Annotated in this window: 8 protein-coding genes and 2 pseudogenes; 9 read left to right on the top strand and 1 reads right to left on the bottom strand. The window is 72.1% G+C overall.

What is annotated here, in order from left to right; genetic code table 11:
- The first annotated feature begins 409 nt into the window (after positions 1-409).
- The 3 genes and pseudogenes from AB0J04_RS02875 to AB0J04_RS02865 all read left to right on the top strand — a co-directional run bounded on the left by AB0J04_RS02875 (position 410) and on the right by AB0J04_RS02865 (position 3667).
- Complete coding sequence (locus AB0J04_RS02875; RefSeq protein WP_363166585.1) at positions 410-1375, top strand: alpha/beta hydrolase; 966 nt, start codon at positions 410-412, stop codon at positions 1373-1375.
- Between the two features lie 13 nt (positions 1376-1388).
- Positions 1389-1988: pseudogene (locus tag AB0J04_RS02870) on the top strand (phosphatase PAP2 family protein); the annotation flags it as partial.
- 233 nt (positions 1989-2221) lie between these two features.
- Entirely contained in the window at positions 2222-3667 is a 1446-nt protein-coding gene (locus AB0J04_RS02865) for an aldehyde dehydrogenase family protein (protein WP_363166584.1), read from the top strand.
- A gap of 116 nt (positions 3668-3783) precedes the next feature.
- Here the strand turns inward: AB0J04_RS02865 and AB0J04_RS02860 are convergent, their stop codons facing one another.
- The gene (locus tag AB0J04_RS02860; RefSeq protein ID WP_363166583.1) at positions 3784-6639 is read right to left on the bottom strand and encodes a glycoside hydrolase family 3 C-terminal domain-containing protein; all 2856 of its coding nucleotides are present in this window, start codon (positions 6637-6639) and stop codon (positions 3784-3786) included.
- 334 nt (positions 6640-6973) lie between these two features.
- Between AB0J04_RS02860 and AB0J04_RS02855 the strand changes: the two genes are divergently transcribed.
- The 6 genes and pseudogenes from AB0J04_RS02855 to AB0J04_RS02830 form a co-directional block, all read left to right on the top strand.
- Positions 6974-8653, top strand: a complete 1680-nt coding sequence (locus AB0J04_RS02855; protein ID WP_363166582.1) for an extracellular solute-binding protein — start codon at positions 6974-6976, stop codon at positions 8651-8653.
- Complete coding sequence (locus AB0J04_RS02850; RefSeq protein ID WP_363166581.1) at positions 8653-9732, top strand: ABC transporter permease subunit; 1080 nt, start codon at positions 8653-8655, stop codon at positions 9730-9732. Before AB0J04_RS02855 ends, AB0J04_RS02850 begins: the two co-directional genes overlap by 1 nt.
- Complete coding sequence (locus AB0J04_RS02845; protein ID WP_363166580.1) at positions 9729-10655, top strand: carbohydrate ABC transporter permease; 927 nt, start codon at positions 9729-9731, stop codon at positions 10653-10655. Before AB0J04_RS02850 ends, AB0J04_RS02845 begins: the two co-directional genes overlap by 4 nt.
- Before the next feature lie 88 nt (positions 10656-10743).
- Complete coding sequence (locus AB0J04_RS02840) at positions 10744-12936, top strand: 1,4-beta-glucanase (protein WP_363166579.1); 2193 nt, start codon at positions 10744-10746, stop codon at positions 12934-12936.
- Positions 12936-14918, top strand: a complete 1983-nt coding sequence (locus tag AB0J04_RS02835; protein ID WP_363166578.1) for a beta-galactosidase — start codon at positions 12936-12938, stop codon at positions 14916-14918. Before AB0J04_RS02840 ends, AB0J04_RS02835 begins: the two co-directional genes overlap by 1 nt.
- Positions 14915-17140: pseudogene (locus AB0J04_RS02830) on the top strand (glycoside hydrolase N-terminal domain-containing protein); the annotation flags it as partial. The gene AB0J04_RS02835 and the pseudogene AB0J04_RS02830, both read left to right, overlap by 4 nt.
- Between the last annotated feature and the right edge of the window lie 30 nt (positions 17141-17170).

Raw genomic sequence — 17170 nt, 5'->3', positions numbered from 1 at the left:
AGAAGGTGTGGGAGGAGGATGGCGGGACGGAATACGGTCTGTCGTACCGCCTGTCACTGCCGTACGTTCTACCCAGATGAGAGATACACCCCGTCCACAGGGAACTGTGGACGGAACCCAGGCCGGGGCCTCCCCAGCTTCGACCTGGTCGTGCCCTCGCGCACACAACCGGAGTTTCCGGCTTCGGATCTCCACACCGATCGGACGGCCGCCCGCCCCAAACCCCCCGGGGCGGCCGGCATTCCGGTCCGGACGGCCACCCCGGAACTACCCCCCCCTGTTCCGGGGTGGCCGACCTCCTTCTCTCCTGGCGCAGACCCCGGACTCGTTCCGGGGTCTTTTTGCAGGGTTTTTTCGGAGGCCATGCGATACGGTGCGTATCGTCTCGCATCGCCGGCCGGAGGAACCGATGGAACGCTTTGTCGACGCAGCGCCCGGCATCCGGCTCTGGGCGGAGGAACGCGGCCCCGCCGGGGCGTCGCCCCTGCTGCTCGTCATGGGTGCGCAGGCATCCGGGCTCGGCTGGCCGGACGAGTTCGTGGACCTCCTCGCCGCCCGCCACCGCGTGATCCGCTACGACCACCGCGACACCGGCCGTTCCACCTGGGCGTACGACGAGCGTCCCTACCCCCTCACCGCGCTCGCCGAGGACGCCGTCGCGGTCCTGGACGCCTTCCGCGTCGACCGGGCGCATGTCGTCGGCATGTCGATGGGCGGCACGCTGGCCCAACTCCTGCTCGCCGACCACCCCGACCGGCTGCGCACCGCCACCCTCATCGGCACGGGCGCCCTGAGCGGCACGCCCTACCGGGCACCGGACGGCAGCCGGGTCCCGGTGGAGGAACTGCCCGGCCCCGCACCCCGGCTGCTGGAGCTGTGGACACATCTGGAACACGAACAGGAGGGCCCGGAACAGGAGGGAGCTGGACACAAGGGCCTGGAACTGGACGGCTCGGAGTCGGAGGGCCCGGAGAGGGAGGCGGAACTCGACCGGCGGGTCGAGCACTGGCGGCTGCTCGGCGGCGACGGGATCCCCTTCGACGCCGAGGACGCCCGCGCCCTGGAACGCAGGATCATCGCGCACACCGGACACCACCGCTCCGGCACCGCGCATGCCCGCGCCGACACCTCCGGTCTGCTCCGTACCGAACAGCTCGCCCGCAACACCGTCCCCACCCTCGTCGTGTCCGGGCCGGCCGAGCCCGTCTACCCGCCGCCCCACGCCCGGCACCTCGCCCAGGTGATCCGGGGCGCCCGCCTGGTGGAGATCCCCGGCATGGGGCACGCCCTGCCCCGCCCGGTGCACGCCCCGCTGGCCGCCGCGGTCCTGGACCACACCGCCCGGACCCCCGTTCCCGAGGGTGGCCGCTCCTGAGAGGCTGGAGCCCATGTCGCCCCGCTCCCGCCCAGGCCCGCGCGCACTCCTGCTCGGCCTGCCCGCGCTGCTCTTCGCGCTGATCACCTGGCAGGTGGCCGCCGACGGCCCTCTCCTGAGCCTGGACGAGCGCGTCAGCCGCGCCCTCGTCCACCCGGACCGGGCCTCCGAACTGCTGTCCGACCTGGGGAACGTGCCGGTCGCGGTGCCCGTCCTGGTGCTGGTCGCGGCCTACGTGGCATGGCGACGGAGAGCGGCGGGCGAGACGCGGTGGTGGGCGCCGTCCGTCGCCGCGCTCGCTCTGCTGGTGCTGGTGCCGCTGATCGTCGTCCCCCTCAAGGAGTGGACCGACCGGCCCGGCACGCCCGCCGTGCCGCCGGCCACCGGCTACTACCCCTCCGGGCACACGGCGACGGCGGCCGTCGTCTACGGCTCCGCGGCGCTGATCCTGCTGCCCTGGCTGCGCACCGCGGCCGCCCGGCGGCTGGCCGTCGCCGTGAGCGCGCTCCTCGTGCTGGCCGTCTCCTTCGGACTGGTCCGGCGGGGCTACCACTGGCCGCTGGACGTCGTGGCCGGCTGGTGCCTGTGCACGGTGCTGCTGGGCGCGCTGTGGCTCTTCCTGGAACGGGAACGGGAACGGGAACAGGAAGGGCAAGGGCGAGGGGAGCGGCAACGCGGGCGGGAGCAGGGGCGGCAGCGGGAACCGGGCCGTCGACCGCGCCAAACCGGCGCACCCTCGCCGCCCACCCGTACGACTCGGACAAGCGCTCCTTCGGCTTCCCGCCCCTACCGTGGTGCACGCAAGCCACAGGACACCCCCAACGCGGAAGGGCCGGGAACGCCACTATGACTTCCACCCATGCCTTCTGGCTCGCCGGCCGCCAGGCCACCGGCGAGGAAACCTTCGACGTCACCTCCCCGTGGGACGGTCGGCTCGTCGGGAAGGTCAGCGTGCCGACGGACGCGCAGGTCGAGGAGGCCGTCGCCGCCGCCCACGCGGTGCGGGACGAGTTCGCCGCCACCCCGGCCCATGTGCGCGCCGCCGCCCTCGACCACGTCAGCAGGCGTCTCGTCGAGCGCACCGAGGAGATCGCGCAGCTGATCTCCGCCGAGAACGGCAAGCCGATCAAGTGGGCGCGCGGCGAGGTCGGGCGCGCGGTCTCGGTGTTCCGGTTCGCGGCCGAGGAGGCCCGGCGGTTCAACGGCGGCGAGGCCCAGCGCCTCGACACCGACCTCGGCGGCCAGGGGCGCCTCGCCCTCACCCGGCGCTTCCCGAAGGGCGTCGTGCTCGGCATCGCGCCGTTCAACTTCCCGCTGAACCTGTGCGCCCACAAGATCGCCCCGGCGATCGCGGCCGGTGCGCCGATCATCCTGAAGCCCGCCCCGGCGACCCCGCTCTCCGGCCTGCTCATCGGCGATCTGCTCGCCGAGACCGAGCTGCCCGCCGGCGCCTGGAGCATCCTGCCGGTCGCCAACGACCGGATGCCGGCCCTCGTCCAGGACGAGCGGCTGCCGGTCATCTCCTTCACCGGCTCCGAGAAGGTCGGCTACGCGATCATGGACTCGGTGCCGCGCAAGCACTGCACCCTGGAGCTGGGCGGGAACGGCGCGGCCGTGGTCCTCGGGGACTACGCGAGCGACGCAGACCTGGACTGGGCCGCCGGCCGTATCGCGACCTTCTCCAACTACCAGGGCGGCCAGTCCTGCATCTCCGTGCAGCGGGTCATCGCGGACGCCGCCGTCTACGACCGGCTGCTGCCGCGCATCGTCGCCGCCGTCGAGGCCCAGGTCCCCGGCGACCCCGCCGACGAGGCGACGGACGTCGGCCCGCTGGTCAGCGAGGACGCGGCCAAGCGCGTCGAGACCTGGGTGGACGAGGCCGTCGCGGCCGGCGCCTCCCTGCTCGCGGGCGGCAAGCGGGACGGCGCCTCCTACGCGCCGACCGTGCTCGCCGACGTGCCAGCCGACACCACGATCGCCTGCGAGGAGGTCTTCGGGCCGGTCCTCACCGTGCGCAGGGTGGACGGCGAGGCGGAGGCCTTCGCGGCGGTCAACGAATCCAAGTACGGCCTCCAGGCGGGCGTGTTCACCCACGACCTCCAGGTCGCCTTCCGCGCCCACCGCGCGCTGGAGGTCGGCGGTGTCGTCGTCGGCGACGTGCCCTCCTACCGCGCCGACCAGATGCCGTACGGCGGCGTCAAGCAGTCCGGGGTCGGCCGAGAGGGCGTCAGGTTCGCGATGGACGACTACACGTACGAGCGGGTGCTGGTCCTGACCGGGCTGGCGCTCTAGCCCGTCCCGCTCTGGCTAATGGGAACCATTTTCAGATAGGCTTCTCGAAGAAGGGGCTCGGCGCCGATGCCTTCCGGTGCCGAGCCCCTTCTCCGTGTCGGCTCTGTCCGGGCCCCTCAACCGGTGAAGCCGACATGCGCGAGCCGCAGCGGGCCGCGCAAGCGGAGGCGCAGGTCGTGGACGCCCTCGGCGGGGAAGGGAGCGTCGACGCTCACATAGTCGTACGGGCCCGGGGTGGGCGTCGCGACCGTCAGCGTGGCCAGGGTCGGACCGCCGTCCAGGGCGAGTTCCACCGTGCCCGCGCCGGCCACCGCCAAGGCCGCCACCGCCGTCGCGCTGCCGAAGTCGCAGGCGCGGTAGACCAACTCGCCCGTCCCGCCCGCGACCGGGGACACCGCGTCGCCCGACGTCTTCGTGCGGTCGACGATCTCGGTGCCGCTCTGCTCGTCGAAGTCGACGGCCGCCAGGCCGCGCCCGCGGACCGGGCGGGGCACGGACGGCTCGCCCTCCAGCGTGATCGTGGCGCGCAGGCGGATGTCCGCGCTGGACGCGCCGACCAGCAGGTCGTAGGGGCCGGATTCCAGCCGCCACCGGCCCTGTGTCACGTCCCAGAACGCGAACGCGGACAGCGGGACCTCGAAGGACAGCTCCGCCTTCGCGCCCGGGGCGAGCCGCACCCGGCGGTGGTCGAGCAGCTCGCGGCGCGGGCGGGTGACCGAGGGGTCCACGGCGCGCGTGTAGAGCTGGACGACCTCGTCGGCGGCCCGGTCCCCGGTGTTGGCGACCGTGCAGGCGAGGTGCGCCGAGCCGTCCTCGACGCGCACCGCCAGGTCGGCGTAGGAGAACGACGCGTACGACAGGCCGTGCCCGAAGGGGAACAGGGGGGCGCCCTCGAAGTACAGATACGTCTGGCGGGCGCCGATCACGTCGTAGTCGAGGAGGTCGGGCAGATCGGCGTCGTCGGCGTACCAGGTCTGCGGCAGGCGGCCCGCGGGGGAGACGTCGCCGGCCAGGACGCGCGCCAGGGCGGTCCCCGCGGCCTGGCCGCCGTGCGCCGTCCACAGCACCGCCGACAGCGGGCCCGGCTGAAACGCGTACGGATACGCCGACACCAGGGCCAGCACCGTGCTCGCGTTCGCCGCCCGGGCGGCCGCCAGCAGCCGCTCCTGGTGGGGCGGCAGCCGCAGCGTCGTGCGGTCCTCCGTCTCCCGGCCGTTGATGTGCGGGTCGTTGCCCGCCACCACCACGACCACATCGGCCTCGGCCGTGACACGGGTCACTGCGTCCTCGCCGGATTCGACGACGATGAGCTCGAAGACCTCGGGATTCGCCCCGCTCCGCTCGTCCTCCCCGGCAACCCTGACGCCGTCGGCGGCGACACAGACATGGCGACCCGTTCCCACGTGCAGCAGGAGGTGACCGTTTCCATGGGGTTCGAGGCGGAACGTCTCCTGGACCACCCAGCCGCCGGGCTGGTCGGCGGCGGCGCGCAGGAAGCCGTCCTCGGCGACCGAGAGATAGCGGCCGTCGGGCGCGCGGAGCGTCAGCACGTCCTCGCCCCAGTCGACGAGCGCGAGCTCCGTGCCGACGGCGTCCGTGGTCAGCGGCGGGAGGTCGGTGCGGCCGGCGAGCAGCGCCGGGTCGAGGGCGCCTTCCGCGCCGCGCACCTCGTCGGCGGCCTCGGGGGCGGTGGGGACCTTCAGGAACGTGTCCGCCGAGGTCTTGAGCAGGACCCGGTCCACGCCCTCCGCGAACGCGACGCGCTCCGCGCCGAACCGCTCGTACAGCCCCTCCAGGGGAGTGGAGCGGTGGAGCAGCGTGCCGCTGTACCAGTCGAGCTTGCACTCGTCGGCGAGCAGGCCGACCACCGCGATCCGGGTGTCGGCGGCCAGCGGCAGCACCCCGTCGTTGCGCAGCAGGACGACGGCCTGCTCGGCGGCCTCCCCGGCGAGCGTGCGGTGGGCCGGGGTGTCGAACTCGCCGGTGCCCGCGTGCGGGTCGTAGTGCGGGTCGAACTCGCCCAGCCGGAAGCGGACCGAGAGCTGGCGGCGCACCGCCGCGTCGACGTCGGCCTCCGTCAGCAGGCCCTGCTCCAGGGCGCCGGTGATCCGGGCGACGATCTTCGAGCCGTCGGTGCCGTGGTCGGTGAAGCTGTCCACCCCGGCGACCAGCGCCGCCGCCGTCGCCGCCTCGTGGGTGTCGAAGTAGTGCTCGGAGTCCACCAGGTTGGAGGGCGCGCCCGCGTCCGAGCAGACCAGCAGCTCGTCGTCGGTCCAGGCGCGCAGATGCTCGCCCAGATACGGCGAGACATGGTTCGGCCGGCCGTTGACCAGGTTGTACGCGGGCATCACGCCGGCCACCGCGCCCGCCTCGACGGTCTCCTTGAAGGCGCGCAGGTCGTACTCGTGCAGCACGCGCGGGCGGACCGAGGACGAGGTGACGTCCCGGCCCGTCTCGTTGTTGTGGGCCAGCCAGTGCTTGAGCACCGGGGCCGTGCGCCAGTACGTCGGATGATCGCCGCGCAGACCGTGCGTGTAGGCGGTGGCGATGGCGGAGGTCAGCTTCGGGTCCTCGGAGTAGCCCTCCTCGTTGCGGCCCCACAAGGGGTGGCGCAGCAGGTTGACCGTGGGGGACCAGACGTTGAGGCCGACCCGATCGTCGCGGGCGCGCATCGCCCGGACCTCCTTGGACACCGCCTCGCCGACCCGGTGCACCAGGTCCGTGTTCCACGTCGCGGCCAACCCCACGGCCTGCGGGAACACCGTCGCCGGGCCCATCCACGCGACGCCGTGCAGCGCTTCTTGGCCGGTGCGGAACGCGGCGATGCCGAGACGTTCGACGGCGGGGGCGAACTGGTGCAGGAAGGAGACCTTCTCCTCCAGGGTCAGTCGGGACAGCAGATCGTCGATGCGCTTCGCGAACGGCAGCTGCGGATCGCGGAAAGGCGGCGTGGGCGGCGTGTGTGCGGTCACGTGGGGATCCCTTTGCGGTGGAGCGGGGAGGGCTCTTTCGAAGCGCTTCGATGCTCATTCGACGGTGGGGTGGGTGTCAAGGGACCTCGCCACTATTTCAAGTGGCGCATAAGAACAGGTCACTCCCCGATACCTCGGAGGAATTTGGATGCGACCCTTGTGCGCCCCTTCCCCTTCACTTAACCTCGCAGCAACATCGAAGCGCTTCGACTAAGAGCCCTGGTCAAGGGTCGGTAATGGTCGGAGGACCGCTTCAGCTCAGCCAGATCCACTGAAGACACCGCAGCCGACGGCCACCGCCGGGTGTCCTGGTGCGCCATGAAGGGTTGACGCAATGACGCCGAACGCCGCTTCCGCCTCCTCCGGACCCAGCCGGAGAAGCTTCCTCGCCTCCACCGCGGTAGCCACCGCAGCGGTGGCGGGAGGGATGCCGCTGCTAGCCGCCTGCGGCGGCACGGAGAGCGGCTCGCGAGACGGCACCACGTCGGGCAAGGACGCGAACAAGCTGCTGCCGACGTACGTCGCCAGCACGGTCGCCCAGCCGGACCTTCCGTCGAAGAACGGTTCGGCGTCCGGCTACACCGGCAAGGTCGACCTCGCGGCCCTGACCGCCTCGGTCCCGAAGAAGCTCGGCACCGGCGCCTCCTTCAAGATCATGTCCCCGTTCTGGGGCTCCCCGCCGAAGGCCGGCTGCGCCTACTACACGGCGCTCGACGCCGCCGCGGGCACCAAGATCACCTGGCAGAACCAGGACGGCAACACCTACGGCCAGAAGCTCGGCGCCGTCCTCGCCTCCAGCTCCGTACCCGACATGGTGGTCGTGCCCGGTTGGGAACTGGTCGGCAAGATCGCGAACGCGGTCACCGCGAAGTTCATGGACCTCGGCCCCTACCTGGCGGGCGACAAGGTCAAGAAGTACCCGAACCTGGCCGCGATCCCCTCCGACGCCTGGCGCATGGGCATCTTCGGCGGCGCGCTGCGCGGCATCCCGATGCCGGCCGCCACCGCGTCCTTCATCGTGCCCTACTACCGCAAGGACATCTTCGACAAGAAGGGCTACTCCGTCCCCAAGTCGCCCGACGAGTTCCTCAGCTGGGCCAAGGAGGCCACCAGCGCCAAGGCCAAGGTGTGGGCCTGCGGCGACATGAACTGGACCGCGTGGAACATCTTCGGCGTCCGCGCCTCCGGGACGGCCGGCTGGAACATCGGGGACGACGGCAAGCTGACCTACCGCGTCGAGCAGCCCGAGTACCTCGAAGCCCTGGAGTGGACCCGCAAGCTGTTCGACGCGGGCGTGGTGCATCCCGACGACAAGGCGCGCTCGGGCGACGCGGGCAATCGTTTCACCGCCGGGCAGATCCTGGTCTTCAACAACGACATGTCCCACTGGTACGGCAAGACCGCCGAACAGGCCGCGTCCAACCCGGACTTCGTGATCGAGGGCATGGACATCTTCGGCGCCGGCGGCGGCGACCCGAAGCTGTGGGCGGCCCAGCCCGCCGGCATCTGGTCGCTGATCCGCAAGGGCGCCTCGAAGACGACGGTCGAGAACGCCCTGGCCGCCGCCGACTTCGCGGCCGCGCCCTACGGCACCAAGGAGCGGATGCTCGTCGACTACGGCGTCGAGGGCACCCACTACACGGTCAAGGACGGCGTCCCGGTCAAGAACGACCTCGGCAACTCCGAGGTGGTCAACGCCTGGGTGATGCTGTCCGCGCCGGCTGCCTACTACGCCCACCCCGACTACCCCGACGTCGCCCGCAAGCAGGTCGAGTGGCAGCAGCGGATGGGCGCCTTCATGAAGAAGACGTCCACGTACGGCATGAACATCGTCGAGCCGACCCAGTACGCCAACCTCTCCAGCCAGTTCGAGCAACTGGAGATCGACTACGTGCGCGGCAACAAGAAGCTGTCCGACGTGCAGGCCGCCGTCTCCACCTGGAAGTCCTCCGGCGGCGACAAGCTGCGCGACTGGTACAAGCAGCTCATCGACCAGAACGGCAGCGGCAACTGATGTCCCTCACGGCCGGGAGCAGGCCCGACGGAACCCGTCCCCCCGCGGCCGTCGAGGAACCGGCGGCCGCGGTCGCCACGGCCACGGCGCAGGAGCGGGCGGCGCGCAAGGGCGGCAAGCTGGGCAAGGCGAGCAAGGCGAACAAGGCCGCCAAGGTTCCGTGGCGGATCCGGCTGCGCCGCGACCGCGCGCTGATCCTGATGACGCTGCCCGTCATCGTGCTGCTCCTGCTCTTCAACTACGTCCCGTTGCTCGGCAACGTCGTCGCCTTCCAGAACTACGACCCGTACGTCTCCAGCAACGGCGTCACGGCGATCTTCCACAGTCCCTGGGTCGGGGTGGAGCAGTTCTCGCGGATGGTCGACGACCCGCTGTTCTGGGACGCCGCCCAGAACACCATTCTCCTGTTCGTGCTCCAACTGGTGCTGTACTTCCCGATCCCCATCGCCCTCGCACTGCTCATCAACAGCGTGGTCCGGCCCCGGGTCCGGGCCGTGGCGCAGGCGATCATGTACTTGCCGCACTTCTTCTCGTGGGTCCTCGTGGTCACCGTGTTCCAGCAGATGTTCGGCGGCGCGGGCATCATCGCGCAGACCCTCGAGGACCACGGGTGGAGCGGCTTCGACCTCATGACCGACGCGGACCTCTTCAAGTACCTGGTCACCGCGCAGACCGTCTGGAAGGACGCCGGCTGGGGGATCATCGTCTTCCTCGCCGCGCTGGCCGCCGTCAGCACCGACCTCTACGAGGCCGCCGCCATGGACGGCGCGGGGCGCTGGCGGCGCATGTGGCACGTGACGCTGCCCGCGCTGCGCCCGGTGATCGCGTTGCTGCTGGTCCTGCGGGTGGGTGACGCGCTGAGCGTCGGATTCGAGCAGTTCCTGCTCCAGCGGGACGCGGTCGGAGTGGGCGCCAGCGAGGTCCTCGACACGTACGTGTGGAACATGGGTATCCAGAACGGCGACTTCAGCTACGCGGCCGCGGTCGGCCTCGTCAAGGGAGCCATCGGAGTGTGCCTCGTCCTGGCCGCGAACAAGTTCGCGCACCTGCTGGGCGAGCAGGGGGTGTACCAGAAGTGAGCCTCAACACGCAGCTCGTCCGCAGCCTCCAGGCTCCCGCCCGCCCCGTGTGGGAGGAGCCGCCGGGCAAGGCCGGACTCACGTTGAAGAGCGCCTTCCTCGCGCTCTGCTGCCTGGGCGTGCTCGGTCCGCTGTGGATCGTGATCGTCACCAGCCTCTCCCCGAAGCCGGTGATCGACCGGGCCGGCGGCCTTGTCGTGATCCCCGAGGGCATCACCTTCGTCAACTACACAGAACTGCTCAGCGGCGGCCAGGTCAGCCGGGCGATCATGGTCTCGGTCGGCGTCACGCTCTTCGGCACGCTGTTCTCGATGACGGTGTCGGTGCTCGCGGCCTACGGGCTGTCGCGGCGCGGGAGTCTGGGACACCGGTTCTTCCTGGTGACCATGTTGGCGACGATGTTCTTCGGGGCCGGGCTCATCCCGACGTACCTTCTGGTGCAGTCGCTGGGCCTCACCGACACCTATCTGTCCCTGGTCCTGCCCAGCGCGGTCAGCGTCTTCAACATCCTCGTCCTGCGGGCCTTCTTCATGGGGATCTCCCCCGAACTCACCGAGTCCGCGCGCATCGACGGGGCCAGTGACCTGCGCATCCTGCTGACCATCATCATGCCGTTGTCGCGGGCCGTGCTGGCCGTCATCTCGCTGTTCTACGCGGTCGGGTACTGGAGCGCCTGGTTCAACGCGTCCATCTATCTCACCGACCAGCAGATGATGCCGCTGCAGAACGTGCTCATCCAGCTGGTCCAGAAGAACACCGAGGCGCCGACCGGTCTTCAGCAGGCCGTCCGGACCGGGCAGCTCTCCGCCCTCGGCCTGCAGATGGCCGTCATGGTCCTCGCGCTGATCCCGGTCGCGGTCGCGTCGCCGTTCGTCCAACGCCACTTCAAGAAGGGGATGCTGACGGGCGCGGTGAAGGGCTGAGTTCCGGCTGCGCGAGCAACCACGAATCATCCGCAGGCGAACTGCGACCGGACGTCCCCGAACTCACTTCACCCACCCGAGGTACTCCATGCACGTCACCCACCTCACGCGCCGCACCGTCCTCGCCGGCACCGCAGCCGCCGCCGCGCTCGCGAGTCTCCCCGCAGCGCAGGCCCGCGCGGCCGGCGCGGGCGCCCCCGCCTACCGCTGGCGCAACGCCGTGGTCGGCGGCACCGGCTTCGTGACCGGCGTCCTCTTCCACCCCGCCGTCCGCGGTCTCGCCTACGCCCGCACCGACATCGGCGGCGCCTACCGGTGGGACGACAGAGCCGCCCGCTGGACCCCGCTCACCGATCACCTCGGCTGGGACGACTGGAACCTCCTCGGCGTCGAGGCCCTCGCCGTCGACCCGGCGCACCCGAACCGCGTCTACCTCGCCCTCGGCGCCTACGCCCGGTCCTGGGCCGGCAACGGAGCCGTCCTGCGCTCCGAGGACCGCGGCGCGACCTGGACCCGTGCCGACCTCACCGTGAAGCTCGGCGCGAACGAGGACGGCCGGGGCATGGGGGAGCGGCTGCTGGTCGATCCGCGGGACAGCGACACCCTGTGGCTGGGCACGCGCCACGACGGGCTACTCAAGTCGACCGACCGGGGAGCCACTTGGGCCGTCGCCGACGGCTTCCCGGGCGCCCCCACCGCCTCCGGGCAGGGCGTCTGTCTCCTCGTCGCCGTCGGCCGCACCCTCTACGCCGGCTGGGCCGACTCCGACGGGACGACGCCCAACCTGTACCGCACCGCCGCCGACGGCGTCACCTGGGAGGCCGTCCCGGGCGCCCCCGCCGGCGCCGCCGCCGCCAAGGTGCCCGTCCGCGCCGCCTACGACTGCCACACCCGTGAGCTGTACGTGACGTACGCCAACGCTCCCGGCCCCAACGGCCAGTCCGACGGCAGTGTCCACAAACTGGCCGTCACCAAGGGCACATGGACGGACGTGACTCCCGTCGAGCCCGGCGGGACCGACGCCTTCGGCTACGGCGGCGTCGCCGTCGACGCCCGCCGCCCCGGCACCGTCGTCGTCTCCACCAACAACCGCTGGGCGGCCGTCGACACCCTGTACCGGACGACCGACGGGGGCCGCACCTGGACGTCCCTCAAGGACTCCGCCGTCCTCGACGTCTCCGAGACGCCCTATCTCAAGTGGGGCGCCGACGCGCCCAAGTTCGGCTGGTGGATCCAGGCGGTCGCCATCGACCCGTACGACTCGAAGCACCTCGTCCACGGCACCGGCGCCACCCTCTACGGCACCCGGGACCTGAAGCACTGGGCGCCGCAGATCCGGGGCCTGGAGGAGGCGTCCGTCGTCCAGCTGGTGTCGCCGCCGGTCGGCGAGGCGCACCTGCTCAGCGGGTCGCGGGACATCGGCGTGCTCTACCACGACCGGCTCACGGCCTCGCCCTCGCGCGGCATGGCCACGAACCCCGTCTTCGGGTCGGCGACCGGGCTCGCGCAGGCCGCTGCGAAGCCCTCCTACGTCGTGCGCACCGGCTGGGGCGACCACGGCAACGGCGCGTACTCCGAGGACGGCGGCCGGACCTGGGCGCCCTTCACGGCCCAGCCCGCCCTCGCCGAGGAAGCCCCCGGACCGATCGCCACGAACGCCGACGGCAGCGCGCTGCTGTGGTCCTTCGTGCACTGGGACGGCACCCGGTACCCCGCCCACCGCTCGGCGGACAACGGCGCGACCTGGACCGAGATCGCCTCCTTCCCGAAGGGCGCCACACCGGTCGCCGACCCGGCCGACCCGACCGTCTTCTACGCCTACGACATGGACGCCGCAACCGTGCTCGCCAGCACCGACAGCGGCCTCACCTTCACCGCGCGGGCGACCGGACTGCCCTTCGGGGACAGCCAGTTCAAGCTGGTCGCGGCCCCCGGGCGCACCGGCGACCTGTGGCTGAGCACCAAGTGGAACGGGCTCTACCGGTCCACCGACGGCGGCGCGACCTTCGCCGAGGTCGACAGCTGCCGGGCCTCCTACACCCTCGGCTTCGGCAAGGCCGCCGCCGGCGCGGACTACCCCGCGATCTACCAGGTCGGCTCGACCGAGGCGATCACCGCCGTCTACCGCTCCGACGACGGGGCGAAGAGCTGGGTGCGGATCAACGACGACGCCCACCAGTGGGGCTGGACCGGCGAGATCATCGTCGGCGACCCGCGCGTCCACGGCCGGGTCTACCTCGCCACCAACGGACGCGGCATCCAGTACGGGGAGCCCGTCTGATGCCCGGACACAAGCGGCCCACCCTCGGCGACGCCACCCGCGGCCGCATCCTCTTCGGCGGCGACTACAACCCCGAGCAGTGGCCCGAGGAGACCTGGCACGAGGACGTCCGCCTGATGAAGGCCGCCGGCGTCAACTCCGTCACCCTCGGCGTCTTCTCCTGGGCGAAACTCGAACCGGCACCGGGTGCACGGGAGTTCGGCTGGCTCGACACCCTGATGGACCTGATGCACACGGCCGACGTCGGCGTCGTCCTGGCCACCCCCACCGCCTCCCCGCCGCCGTGGATGGGCCATCTGCACCCCGACACCCTGCCCGTCGACAGGGACGGCCGCACCGAATGGTGGGGCGGCCGCCAGCACTTCTCGCACTCCAGCGCCACCTACCGCCGCTACGCCGCCGCCATCACCGAGGACCTCGCCGCCCGCTACGGCGACCACCCGGCCCTCACGATGTGGCACATCAACAACGAGTACTGCACCTACGACTGGAGCGAGCAGGCCGCCGCCCGCTTCCGCGACTGGCTCCGGGAGAGGTACGGCGACCTCGCCGCCCTCAACGAGGCCTGGGGCACCGCCTTCTGGAGCCAGGGCTACGGCGACTGGGCCGAGATCCACACGCCCCGCCACGCCCACTACATGAAGAACCCCGGCCAGGTGCTGGACTTCAAGCGGTTCACCTCCGACATGCTGCTGGAGTGCTACACCGCCGAGCGGGACATCGTCCGCCGGGCCACCCCGCACCTCCCCGTCACCACCAACTTCATGCCGCTGTGGGTGGGCCAGGACGCGTGGCGCTGGGCCGAGGAGGAGGACGTCGTCTCGGTCGACCTCTATCCCGACCCGCGTGACCCGCTCGGCGCGCAGCACGGCGCCCTCGTCCAGGACCTGACCCGTTCGCAGGCCCGCGGCCCGTGGATGCTGATGGAACAGGCCGCCGGACCGGTCAACTGGCGGGGCGTCAACCATCCCAAGCCGCACGGCCTCAACCGGCTCTGGTCGCTCCAGGCCGTGGCCCGGGGTGCGGACGCCGTCTGCTACTTCCAGTGGCGGCAGTCCCGGCAGGGCGCGGAGAAGTTCCACTCCGCAATGGTCAGCCACGCGGGCGAGGAGGGCCGGACCTACCAGGAGATCAAGCGGCTCGGCGCCGACCTGGCCAGGATCTCCGCCGAGGTGACCGGCAGCCACAGCGCCGCCGAGATCGCGATCCTGCACGACTGGCACGCCTGGTGGGCGGGCGACCAGGAAGGCCGCCTCTCCCACGAGGTCGACCACCCCGCCGTGCTGCGCGCCTGGCACCGCGCGCTGTGGGAGGCCGGTCTGGCCACCGACTTCGCCCACCCCGAACACGACCTCACCGGTTACAAGCTGGTCGTCGTCCCCCAGCTGTACGCCGTGACGGACACGGCGATCGACAACCTCCTCGCCCACGTCCACGCCGGCGGCGCTCTCGTGGCCGGCTTCCTCACCGGCGTGGCCGACGCGGACGACCGGGTCCGCCCCGGCGGCATGGACGCCCGCCTGCGCGAGCTGTTCGGCATCCGCACCCTGCACGAGTGGTGGCCGCTGGACGCGGACGAGCGCGTCGAGACCGACGGCTTCCGCGGCACCCTGTGGTCGGAGGAGCTGGAACAGACCGGGGACGCCACGGTCGAGGCCGCCTACAAGGGCGCCGAGCTCGACGGTCTGCCCGCCGTGCTGCGCAACGGCCGCGCCTGGTACGTCTCCACGCTCCCCGAGCCCGACGCCTTCCGCACGCTGCTCGCCCGCATCGCCGCCGACGCGGGCGCCCGGCCGGTCCTCGACGGCCTCCCGCCGGGCGTCGAGGCCGTACGCCGGGGCGAGCTGCTGTTCCTGCTCCACCACGGCCGCGACCCGGTGACCGTCCGGCTCCCGGGCGCCCACCACGACCTGCTGACCGGGACGACCTTCACGGACGAGGTCACCCTCGGCCGCTACGGCGTGGCGGTGCTGCGCCCGTGACCGACGTCCCCCACAACCTCGTCACCGGCGACCCGACCGCCACCGGCCCCGTGCACGGAACCTGGGAGTACCGGCCCGCCGCCCGCTGGGAGGACGCCTTCCTCAGCGGCAACGGCCGACACGGCGCCCTCGTGTTCGGCGACCCGTACGACGACCGGGTCGTCGTCACCCACCACACCCTGGTCCGCCCCAACGGCGCCGAACACGCCCGACCGCCCGAGCTCGCCGCCGAACTCCCGGCCCTCCAGGACAAGTTGCTGGCCGGCGAGACGGCCGCCGCCGAAGGCTTCACCGACCACCGCCCCCTGCAGTGGGTCCAGCCCTTCCACCCGGCCTTCCAGCTACGGCTGTGCCGAACGCCCTCGACCGAGCCGCGCCGCCACCGCCGTTACCTGCGCACCGTGGACTTCACCACCGGCGAGACCACCGCCGGCCGCGTGAGCGGCGCGAGCCGGGTCTTCGTCTCCCGCGCCGACGACGTGATCGTCCAGCAGGTCACCGGCCTCGACCTGGACGTCTCCCTGGACCACCGGCTCCCGGGCGCACCCGACGACCTCGCCGTCGGACAGGGCGCGGTCCTCACCCCGGACGGCGCGCTGCTCACCCTGCGCGCCCGCTACCCGGACAGCGACCGCGCGTACACGGGCGTGACCCTCGTCGTCGCCGGCGGCGGCCGCACCGAACCCGTCCACCCCGGCGTGCGGGTCACCGGCGCCGAGTCCGTCCTGCTGCTCACCCGCGTGCACCGGCACACCGGCGAGTTCGACGTCACCCGCGAACAGCGCGCCCTGAGCGCCCTGCCGCACCGCTACGACGACCTGCTCGACCGCCACCTCGCCCGCCACCGCACCGCCTACGACCGCGTCCGTCTCGACCTGCACGCCGACCCGGCCGAACGTGCCCTCCCCGGCTCCGAACTGCTGGAACGCCCCCGCAGCACGGCCCTCCTGGAGCGCCTCTTCGCCTCCGGCCGCTACCACCTGCTGTCCTCCTCCGGCCTCAACCCGCCCCGGCTGCCCGGCCTGTGGACCGGCGACTGGGACACCGCCTGGTCCGGAGCGTTCACCAACGACGCCAACGTCAACCTCCAGACCGCCTCCGCCACCGCCGCCGCACTCCCCGAAGTCACCGACGCCCTCGCCGAGTTGATCCACCGTCAGTTCGACGACTGGCGGGAGAACGCCCGCGCCGTCTTCGGCGCCCGGGGCGCGGTCGCGCCCGCGCACAGCGACGGCGAGTCCGGGCTGACGTACCACTTCAGCCGCGAGTACCCCCTCCACCTGTGGACCGCCGGGGCCGACTGGCTGCTCAAACCGCTCGTCGACCACGACGAGGCCCGTGGCGACCGCGACCCGCGCACCGCCGCCGCCCTCGCCGAAGTCGCCCTGTTCTACGAGGACTTCCTCACCCGCACCGACGCCGACGGCCGACTCGTCGTCGTCCCCTCCTACTCGCCCGAGAACCGTCCGGCGAGCGCCGGTCGGGGGACCCTCAACGCGGCTATGGACCTCTCCGCCGCCCGGCACGCACTGCGCACCGCCGCCGCCTACCACCCCGACCGGGCGCCCGGATGGCTGGCCCTCGCCGACCGCCTCCCACCCCACCGGGTCAACGCCGACGGCGCGCTCGCCGAATGGGCCCGGCCCGGCCTCGACGACACCTACGACCACCGCCACCTCAGCCATCTCTACGGCGTCTGGCCGCTCGACGAGATCACCCCCTACGACACCCCGGACCTCGCGGCCGCCGCCCACCGCGCCCTGGAACTGCGCGGAGCCGAGAACGACTCCGCGCACGGCCATCTCCACCACGCCCTGATCGCGGCCCGGCTGCGCGACGGCCGGCGGGTCGCCGACGCCCTCGGAAGCGTCCTGGACGGCGACTTCTTCCACGCCTCCCTGATGAGCGCCCACTACCCGCGCCGGGACGTCTACAACGCGGACGCCGCGCACACCCTCCCCGCCGTGCTCGTCGAGGCGCTCGTCCAGTCGACCCCCGACCGGCTGGTCCTGCTGCCCGCGCTCACCGCCGCGACTCCCTCGGGCGAACTCCGGGGCGTCCGCACCCGGTTCGGCGCGGAAGTCGACCTCGCCTGGGACCCCGACGGCGCACGCGCGGTCGTCCGCCCGCACCGCACCCACCGCATCGAACTGAGGACTTCCGCCGACGACAAGGAGTTCCTCGACCTGGTCGCCGGAGAAGACCACGTCCTCACCTGGGGACGCGGCAACCCCCCCATGAAAGACACCGCA

The organism is Streptomyces sp. NPDC050263 (assembly GCF_040655955.1).
GTDB lineage: Bacteria > Actinomycetota > Actinomycetes > Streptomycetales > Streptomycetaceae > Streptomyces.
Note: the sequence above shows the minus strand (reverse complement) of the source record. Positions and strands in the feature narration are given on the sequence as shown.